The organism is Chryseobacterium limigenitum, assembly GCF_900114875.1.
Classification (GTDB): domain Bacteria; phylum Bacteroidota; class Bacteroidia; order Flavobacteriales; family Weeksellaceae; genus Chryseobacterium; species Chryseobacterium limigenitum.
Genome location: NZ_FPKW01000023.1, coordinates 52,466 through 60,852, shown reverse-complemented (window position 1 = coordinate 60,852; position 8,387 = coordinate 52,466). Strand labels below are relative to the sequence as shown.

At 33.2% G+C, this 8,387-nt stretch carries 10 protein-coding genes and 1 tRNA gene; 7 read left to right on the top strand and 4 right to left on the bottom strand.

The window, feature by feature from the left end; translation table 11 throughout:
* On the bottom strand, nucleotides 1-272 hold a 272-nt coding region (locus BT156_RS19305; RefSeq protein ID WP_072412566.1), incomplete at its 3' end, for an ISAon1 family transposase N-terminal region protein.
* A gap of 150 nt (nucleotides 273-422) precedes the next feature.
* On the bottom strand, nucleotides 423-692 hold the full coding sequence (gene rpsO / locus BT156_RS19300) for a 30S ribosomal protein S15 (protein WP_072412565.1): 270 nt from the start codon (nucleotides 690-692) through the stop codon (nucleotides 423-425).
* A 173-nt stretch (nucleotides 693-865) separates the two neighbouring features.
* Here rpsO and BT156_RS19295 point away from each other — a divergent pair, with 173 nt between their 5' ends.
* The 5 genes from BT156_RS19295 (at nucleotide 866) to BT156_RS19280 (ending at nucleotide 5,350) form a co-directional block, all read left to right on the top strand.
* The gene (locus BT156_RS19295) at nucleotides 866-1,423 is read left to right on the top strand and encodes a pyruvate decarboxylase (protein ID WP_072412564.1); all 558 of its coding nucleotides are present in this window, start codon (nucleotides 866-868) and stop codon (nucleotides 1,421-1,423) included.
* 130 nt (nucleotides 1,424-1,553) lie between these two features.
* Nucleotides 1,554-1,697, top strand: coding sequence for a bacteriocin-like protein (locus tag BT156_RS22660; RefSeq protein WP_435522181.1), 144 nt, complete (start codon nucleotides 1,554-1,556; stop codon nucleotides 1,695-1,697).
* A gap of 183 nt (nucleotides 1,698-1,880) precedes the next feature.
* The gene (gene mgtE, locus BT156_RS19290; RefSeq protein ID WP_072412563.1) at nucleotides 1,881-3,203 is read left to right on the top strand and encodes a magnesium transporter; all 1,323 of its coding nucleotides are present in this window, start codon (nucleotides 1,881-1,883) and stop codon (nucleotides 3,201-3,203) included.
* Nucleotides 3,204-3,413: 210 nt separating this feature from the next.
* Entirely contained in the window at nucleotides 3,414-4,586 is a 1,173-nt protein-coding gene (locus BT156_RS19285; protein ID WP_170857344.1) for an acyltransferase family protein, read from the top strand.
* Between the two features lie 32 nt (nucleotides 4,587-4,618).
* Nucleotides 4,619-5,350 (top strand): ABC transporter substrate-binding protein, encoded by a 732-nt coding sequence (locus BT156_RS19280; RefSeq protein ID WP_072412561.1) that lies wholly within the window; start codon nucleotides 4,619-4,621, stop codon nucleotides 5,348-5,350.
* A gap of 111 nt (nucleotides 5,351-5,461) precedes the next feature.
* Here BT156_RS19280 and BT156_RS19275 read toward each other — a convergent pair whose 3' ends face one another.
* On the bottom strand, nucleotides 5,462-5,911 hold the full coding sequence (locus BT156_RS19275; protein WP_072412560.1) for a GAF domain-containing protein: 450 nt from the start codon (nucleotides 5,909-5,911) through the stop codon (nucleotides 5,462-5,464).
* A gap of 13 nt (nucleotides 5,912-5,924) precedes the next feature.
* Nucleotides 5,925-7,352 carry a nicotinate-nucleotide adenylyltransferase gene (locus BT156_RS19270; RefSeq protein WP_072412559.1) on the bottom strand — a complete coding sequence of 476 codons (1,428 nt, stop codon included), beginning with the start codon at nucleotides 7,350-7,352 and terminating at the stop codon, nucleotides 5,925-5,927.
* A 54-nt stretch (nucleotides 7,353-7,406) separates the two neighbouring features.
* On the opposite strand from BT156_RS19270, the gene BT156_RS19265 reads away from it, so the two are divergent.
* Both BT156_RS19265 and BT156_RS19260 read left to right on the top strand, forming a co-directional pair.
* Entirely contained in the window at nucleotides 7,407-8,174 is a 768-nt protein-coding gene (locus BT156_RS19265; protein WP_072412558.1) for an MBL fold metallo-hydrolase, read from the top strand.
* A gap of 74 nt (nucleotides 8,175-8,248) precedes the next feature.
* Nucleotides 8,249-8,330: transfer RNA gene (locus BT156_RS19260), tRNA-Leu, on the top strand.
* The last annotated feature ends 57 nt before the right edge of the window (nucleotides 8,331-8,387 follow it).

The following is an 8,387-nucleotide window of genomic DNA, read 5'->3' as shown; positions in this document are numbered from 1 at the left end:
TGGATGATATTACCGGTTTTCGTATCGGTCCATCTTCTGCGTTTGATGTGGAGTTTTACTGTTTTTCCACGAAGAGGAAAATCGTCAACGCTAATTTCCGGAACAAAACCTTTTGACTGCAATAACAGAGACGAAAACTCTTTCGGAGCTGTATTTTTCTCGTCAAAATAGATGTGGAGGATTTTATTTTCTTCCTCAAATTTTACAATCTCAAAATGCTCAATCAAGAGTTCAGGTAAAAATAATTTGAGGAGTTCGGCATCGTTTAACATTCCACAAAATTAGCAATATTTTTTTCCTCCCCAACTTTTGAGATTGATCCGAATAAATAAGACGGAAGTCTCGAAGCTCGGAGATGAAAGTTTTGAAAACAAAAAAGCAACCTCTTTCGAAGTTGCTTTTTATCTGAAAATCTTTGTAGATTATTTTCTTAAACCTAGTTCAGCAATAATTGCTCTGTATCTTGCGATATCTTTATTTTTAAGGTAATCTAGTAAACTTTTTCTTTTACCTACCAATTTAACCAAAGATCTTTCCGTTGCGAAATCGTGACGGTTAGCCTTTAAGTGTTGAGATAAATGGTTGATTCTGAAAGTGAAAAGAGCTACTTGTCCTTCAGCACTTCCTGTGTCTGCTGCAGATTTCCCGTGTTTAGAGAAAATTTCCTGCTTTTTTTCTGTTGTTAAGTACATTCCAATATTGTTTAATGATTATTATGTAACGGGTGCAAAAGTACGACTATTTTTTTATTGAGCAAAACATTATTGATTTCATGTATCAAATTTGATAGAAAAAAATGTTAAAAATTTCTTAAAAAAATTATGCCATACCATTAAAAGACAGTAATTTTGCAAACGAATTACAAATGAGAAAAATTTTAACTTTTAGTACGGTTTTCACTTTTTTATTGATCGGCATTGCTTCAGTAAAGGCACAAAGAAATGCTTCCGAAGATAAAATAAAAAAGGTCTTATACTTCAATCCCGAGGTAGAACCCGACCTTGAGGAAATCAAAGAACCCACTAATCATGCATTTTTCAGTGCAGTTTCTGATCATTTAAGCAGATACAAGAGGAATAAAATGCTCAGAACCGAAACTCAGGTTCCATTCGACAGTGTTGACAAGCAAACTATCGCCGATTACTGTATTAATAATGATGCAGATTTCGCCATTGTTCCCAAGGTAAGATACTTCAAAGTAGGTCTGGGGAAATATGTTTTTTCCAACCAGGTTGTTGTAAGTATGAAACTTTTTGATGCAGAAGGAAATTTTATTACAGAATCAGATTACGACACTTATCGCAAAAATATGCGTCTTTTAGGCTCTGCAGAAAACTCCATTAAAATCGGTACAAACGGAGCAATAAAAGGTATTCTGAAAGAATTGAGGAGATTAAAACCATCCACAGAAGCTGGCTTTTAAGTTTGTAATACACTGATTTAATCACACTTATTTTATAATTTTCTTTAAGTTTATATTAAAATAACTCCTTTTAACGTGAATAATTAAAATATTTTCATTAATTTAGTGTTGCATTTAAAACCTAAATACTATGAAAAACTTAAAAAAGCTCAACAAAGCACAACTAAAAGAAATTCAAGGAGGCATATTTAAAAGATGCACAGAACATTATCAATGTCCGGGTGGGTCATGCTGCCAAAACACATGTGTGGTCTATAACTGCCCTGAAGTGTAAAATAAATTGATCATCACTTAAATAAACTATATTGTCGCACCCGTTTCGCGGGTGTTTTTCATTTTTACGACCTCATTCCTAGCCTGAAAAAGAATAAAGCTTTAATTAATTCTTAAATTTCGCACATCATTGGTCAGTTCTAAAAAATTGAATTATTTTTGCATATCCTAAAAATTGCACGTTTTGAATTATAATGACGAACTTATCTTTAATCCTGCCGATATTGCCGAAACTCTAAGTGAACTTCACGCTGATGAGAGGCTCCTGGCATTTTTAAAAGTTCCGAAACAATACAAAGCTGAAGTTTTCTCACACCTAGATCCGGATTTTCAGGAAGAAACCATCCGAAGTATCGGAAGTGATGATGTTTCCGAGATCTTAAATTCAATGACTCCGGATGACAGGACTGCCCTGTTTGAGGACTTTCCGGATGAGCTTATTAAATATTCGATCAATCATCTTAATCCGCAGGAAAGAAGAATTGCCTTAAAACTATTAGGTTATCATTCTGATTCTATTGCGCGTTTGATGACACCTTATTATATCCAGATCCGTAAGGAATGGACGGTAAAGAAATGTCTTCAACAGATCAAAAAAGTCGGAAAAAGGGTTGAAACAATGAACCACCTGTATGTAGTGGACGAAAGAAATCGTTTGATTGATGACTTAGCATTAGGAAGTTTATTATTGGCGGAAGAAGACACATTAGTATCAGAATTAACTGATAATCACTTCGTTGCCATTACAACAATGACTTCAAAAGAAGATGCGGTAACTTATTTCGAAAAATACGACAGAACTGCACTTCCCATCATTACAGAAGCCGGAGTTTTGGTAGGAATTGTAACAATTGATGATATCTTAGACCAAATCGAGCAGCAAAATACGGAAGACATCCAAAAATTTGGGGGTCTTGAAGCCCTAGATCTGCCATACACCCAGACTTCTCTTATCGAAATGGTAAAAAAAAGAGGAATGTGGCTTGTTATATTATTTTTCTCCGAAATGTTAACTGCTTCCGCAATGGGTTATTTTGAAGATGAAATTCAAAAAGCGGTTGTTTTAGCATTATTTGTTCCTCTAATTATTTCCAGTGGCGGAAATTCCGGTTCACAGGCTGCAACGTTGATCATTAGAGCAATGGCGCTTCAGGAAATCGGGTTGAAAGATTGGTGGTATGTGATGAAAAAAGAGATTTTCACAGGATTGCTTCTTGGTGGAGTTCTTGGGATCATCGGATTTTTACGAATCATGATTTGGCATAAGATTGGTCTTTTCAACTACGGAATTCACTGGGCTTTTGTAGGCTTAAGCGTTGCTGTTTCTTTAGTATTAATCGTACTTTGGGGAACACTTTCAGGATCTATGGTTCCCTTTATTCTTAAAAAATTAAAACTCGACCCGGCAACCTCTTCTGCTCCATTTGTAGCAACTTTGGTAGACGTTACCGGACTTATTATTTACTTTTCTGTAGCCGGACTTTTCTTAACAGGAAAACTTTTATAAAAATTTCTGAAAAATTAAATAAATACATCAACATAAATGTTTATGTAAGATAATATTCTGAAAAAAGAGCAATATATAAATAAAAAAAAGCATGTTTTATTAGATTACATATATATCCTCAAGCGGTGACAATGAGTAATTTATATTTTTTTTACTTCCTTTGCATTATTAACCAAGAAGACCCAAGTGATGCATAAGTTTTTAAAAAACATGCCTTTAATTAATATTTATTCATTATTCTCTACAGAGTTAAAAAATAATAGAATTTTTGGATTAGATATACTAAGATTTATTGCAATCATTACTGTAGTTATAGATCATGGTAAATTTATATTTCCTAAAAAAATAATACAATTTCATAATTATATCAGGATTGACGGTGTAACGATTTTTTTTGTATTAAGCGGTTTTTTAATTGGGGGTATTTTAATAAAACAACTGGAAAAAAACACTCCAAGTTTCAGGTTACTGCTGGATTTCTGGATAAAAAGGTGGTTTAGAACCCTTCCTACCTATATTTTAATTCTTTCAATACTTACCATTTGTTACAGCATTCAAGATCCTTCATTTAGTTTTGAAAAGATCAGCAAATACTATTATTTTAGTCAGAATTTATTTTACCCTACAGACGTATATTTTGGAGAATCCTGGAGCCTGAGTGTTGAAGAGTGGTTTTATTTAACTGTTCCTTTGCTAATTTTCATTCTCATTATTTTTTTTAAATTAAAACCTAAAAATTCCATTCTTTTTATTGCTTTAATGGTCTTATTTTCGGTCACTCTTTTGAGGTATAACCTGTATTCTGAGAAGAAAGATATAGACTTTCATCATCAGGTAATTTTTAGATTAGACAGTATTATGTATGGTGTTGTGGGTGCTTACATTAATTATTATTACTCAAAATATTGGAATAAATTTCCTCTCGCTTTATTTATAACCGGAATATTAATTTTTCTTATCCAGAAGTTATGTAGTATAACTAATATTCTTGCGACTGTAGGAGATTTTTATAATATTGTTTTAGAGTACAGCTTAACATCTTTAGCAACATTATTATTACTTCCTTATCTTTCAAATGTAAAAAAATCAAAATATAAAATCGGCAGCATAATCACCATTATAAGCTTGATTTCCTACTCCATGTATCTCACTCACATGACGTTAATTAAAGGGATGATTTTAAAAAATATTCCTTGGACGAACTTCACAACCAATTACCATATTATAATCCCTACATTCTATTTTTTATATTGGTCACTTACATTTATATTTTCAATTACAATTTATAAGCTTTACGAATTGCCAATAACCAATTTGAGAGATAAGCTGAGTTTCAATAAAAAAAACATACCAAATAATAAGACAGACTTTAACTTAAATTGATATATTTATTCGTTATTAAAGAAAGTCTAAAAATGAAAGTTATATCTCTAGTTCCCTCAATTACTGAGGCTTTATTTGATTTGGGTTTAACTGAAAATGAAGTCATCGGAAGAACCAAATTCTGTATCCATCCCGAAGAAAAAGTAAAAAATGTAGCTGTTATTGGCGGAACAAAAAATATTAATATTGAAAAAATTAAAGCTTTACAACCCGATATAATCCTTGCAAATAAAGAAGAAAATATCAAAGAACAGGTTGAGGCTTTGATGGAAGATTTTAAAGTCGTGGTGACCAACATCGAAACCATCGAAGACAATTATTATCTCTTAAAAAACCTTGGATTGCTTTTTAATAAAGAAGAAAAAGCACAGCAATTCAATCTTAAAACCTACGAGGTTCTGAGCCAGGCTAAAATTGAATTTCCAATAAAAGTTGCCTATCTGATCTGGAAAAATCCTTATATGACAATCGGCTCTGATACTTTTATTCATCGTATCTTATCTGAAATTGGTTTTGAAAATATATTTAAAAATAAAACCCGCTATCCCGTAATTGAAACCAAAGATCTGGCGGAAGCTGATATTATCATGCTTTCTTCCGAACCATTTCCATTTAAAGAGAAACATATTGAGGAATTCAAGGAATTCTATCCAGATAAAAAAATTATAATCGTTGATGGAGAAGCTTTTTCCTGGTATGGAACGCATATTGCGAAAAGTGGGAATTATTTTAAGGAATTGATTTCTGAGGTAAATTTTGTTTAAACACAAATTTCACGGATACTTTTCACAAATGACACAATTTTTAAACTAGAAAAAATCATAATAGCATAATAAAAAACTCCGACCAGAAGATCGGAGTTTGTATTTTTTCAATTATAGAATCTTAGAAACTTCTTTACAAAGCCATTCTAATAATTCTCTGTCTTCATCCGTGAAAGGATCTATTTTATGAGAATCAATATCAATCTGACCAATGTTTTGTCCGTCTTTGAAGATAGGAACTACAATTTCAGCTTTCGTATCAATTGAACAGCTTAAATAATTATCCTGTTGGTGAACATCCGGAACAACAAATGTTTCATTAGAAACCGCAACCTGACCACAGATTCCTTTTCCATAAGGAATAATCTCGTGATCTGTAGGAGCTCCAACATAAGGGCCTAATTTCAGTTCATCCTTATCTCCATTTTTAAAATAGAAACCAGTCCAGTTGAAATAAGAGATTTCCTGATCCAAAAGATGGCAAACTTTCTGAAGCTTTTCTTCAGTATTATGTTTTGGACTTTCAAGAATGGAAGAAAGTCTTTTCTTTAGTTCTGACATTATATTTTGTTTTTTAGGAGAATTGTTTTAATGAAAGTTCTTGTTTATAACCGAACATTCCGCGCTCTTTTATCATTTCAGCAACACCTTCAGGAAGTTGAGTTTCCCAACCTTTGATGTTCCCGGCAATTTTTCGTAATATTTCTCTGGAATAAATTTCCAAAAACTCGGGATTATAGTTTTTAATATCTACAATACGGTTATTGAGTTTAAAATATTTATAAAGTTCTTTAAGATTTTCTTCTACTTTAAGATTTTCAGAATCTAATAACTCATGAGTTTCAGGATCTTTGTAAGGATACAGATACACTCTCATTCCGTTTCTGAAAAATTTACCGAAAGCTTCCAAAATTCCACCTGATAAATTTTTATAATATTTCTCGTCAAATACCATCAATAGGTTATTTACGCCCATTGCTACTCCAATATTTCCAGTGGTGTAAGATGCAAAATAATCAATCAATCGATAATACTCTGAGAAGTTTGAGATAATAACAGTGTAACCTAATTTCCCAAGAACGTCTACTCTATCTAAGAAATCTCTTTCGTCAATATCTCCGTCTGCTCGAAGGTTGGAAATGGTAATTTCAATTAAAATTTCCGTTTCTTCATGGGTACAGACCGCATCCTTCAAAAACATATCAATACCGTTTTGAAGCATATCAATATTTACCTTGGTTACAGGTCTGAAACTTCCTCTTATCGCAAAAATATTTTTCTTATATAAGCTATCTGCCGGAAGCATATTGCTCCCTTGAGAATTGAAGATAACCGCGTCTGTCATGTTGTTTTTAACCAACTGTAAAGACATTAGTCTGTTATCAACATAAGCGAAAGCCGGACCGCTGAAATCAATCATATCAATTTCCAGGTTATCGGTTGCAACGTCGTCGAAAAGAGATTCAATTAATCTTCTCGGGTTATCATAATATGTGAATGCACCGAAAATAAGATTTACTCCCAAATTTCCAAGAGTTTCCTGCTGTAAAGTAGCATCATTCTCTTTGAATTTTACGTGGATAACGATCTCGTTGTAATCTTCATTTTCCTTCACCTGAAAACGGATTCCTACCCAACCGTGACCTCTGACAGTTTTATCAAAATTAATTGTTGTAACGGTATTGGCGTAAGAAAAAAACTTTCTGTTCGGGTTGTTATCTCTGGAAATTCTTTCCTCGATCAAGGCTACTTCATAACGAAGCATTTTACGAAGTCTGTTTTGAGTAACATACCTGTTTTTAACCTCTTTTCCGTAGATGGCATCACTAAAATCTTTGTCGTAAGCAGACATCGCCTTAGCAATTGTACCTGAAGCCCCTCCTGCTCTAAAAAAGTGTCGAACAGTCTCCTGCCCTGCTCCAATTTCTGCGAAAGTACCATAAATAGTAGGATCTAGATTAATTGTTAATGCTTTTTGTTTAGGAGTTAGTTTCTGATACATTAGGACATTAAATTTTTCGTAAATTTACCAAAATTAAACCAACCTCAAAAGAAAATGAAGTTGAAATTTTTAGGAACGGGAACTTCCCAAGGCGTACCCGTTATTGGCTGCACCTGTGAGGTGTGTACATCACAAAATCCCAAAGACAATCGTTTTCGATCTTCTGTGATGATTTCTACAGAAGAAAATAAAAAAATCCTGATCGATTGCGGTCCGGATTTCAGACAGCAAATGCTTCTAAATCATGAAAATACAGTTGATGTTGCTCTTATCACTCACGAACACAATGATCATGTGATCGGGCTTGACGATATGCGACCTCTTATTTTTAAAAGCGGAAAAAATATGCCTATTTATTGCTATCCAAGAGTCGGGCACGAGATAAAAAATCGTTTTCCTTATGCTTTTGCGGACGAAAGATATCCCGGCGCACCCGCTTTTGATCTTCATGAAATTGAAAATGAACCGTTCACTGTTTTAGACACAGAAATTACTCCGGTCGAGGTTATTCATTATAAAATTTCTGTTTTTGGATATAAATTTAAAAATCTTGCTTACATAACAGATGCCGGCTTTATTTCAGACACAGAAAAGGAAAAACTGAAGAATTTGGATGTCTTAGTATTGAACTGTATTCGGAAATTTGATCCGCATCCTGCACATTTTATTCTTCCTGACGTTATTAAATTGTTTGAAGAACTAAAACCTAAGAAATTATTTTTAACTCATATCAGCCATCATTTAGGTTTACATAATGTTGAAGATAAACAACTTCCGGCCGGAATGCACCTTGCCTACGATGGTTTGGAGATAAATTTTTAAAATTTTTTCTGTAAAAACTTTTGAACATAAAAAAAAGTTTCTATATTTGCACACCAATTTAAAACAAACATCAAGCCCAGTTGGCGGAATTGGTAGACGCGCTAGACTCAAACTCTAGTATCGAAAGATGTACCAGTTCGATTCTGGTACTGGGTACTAAAACCTCCGAAATCAATGATTTCGGAGGTTTTTATTTTTATTATCGTGTCACTT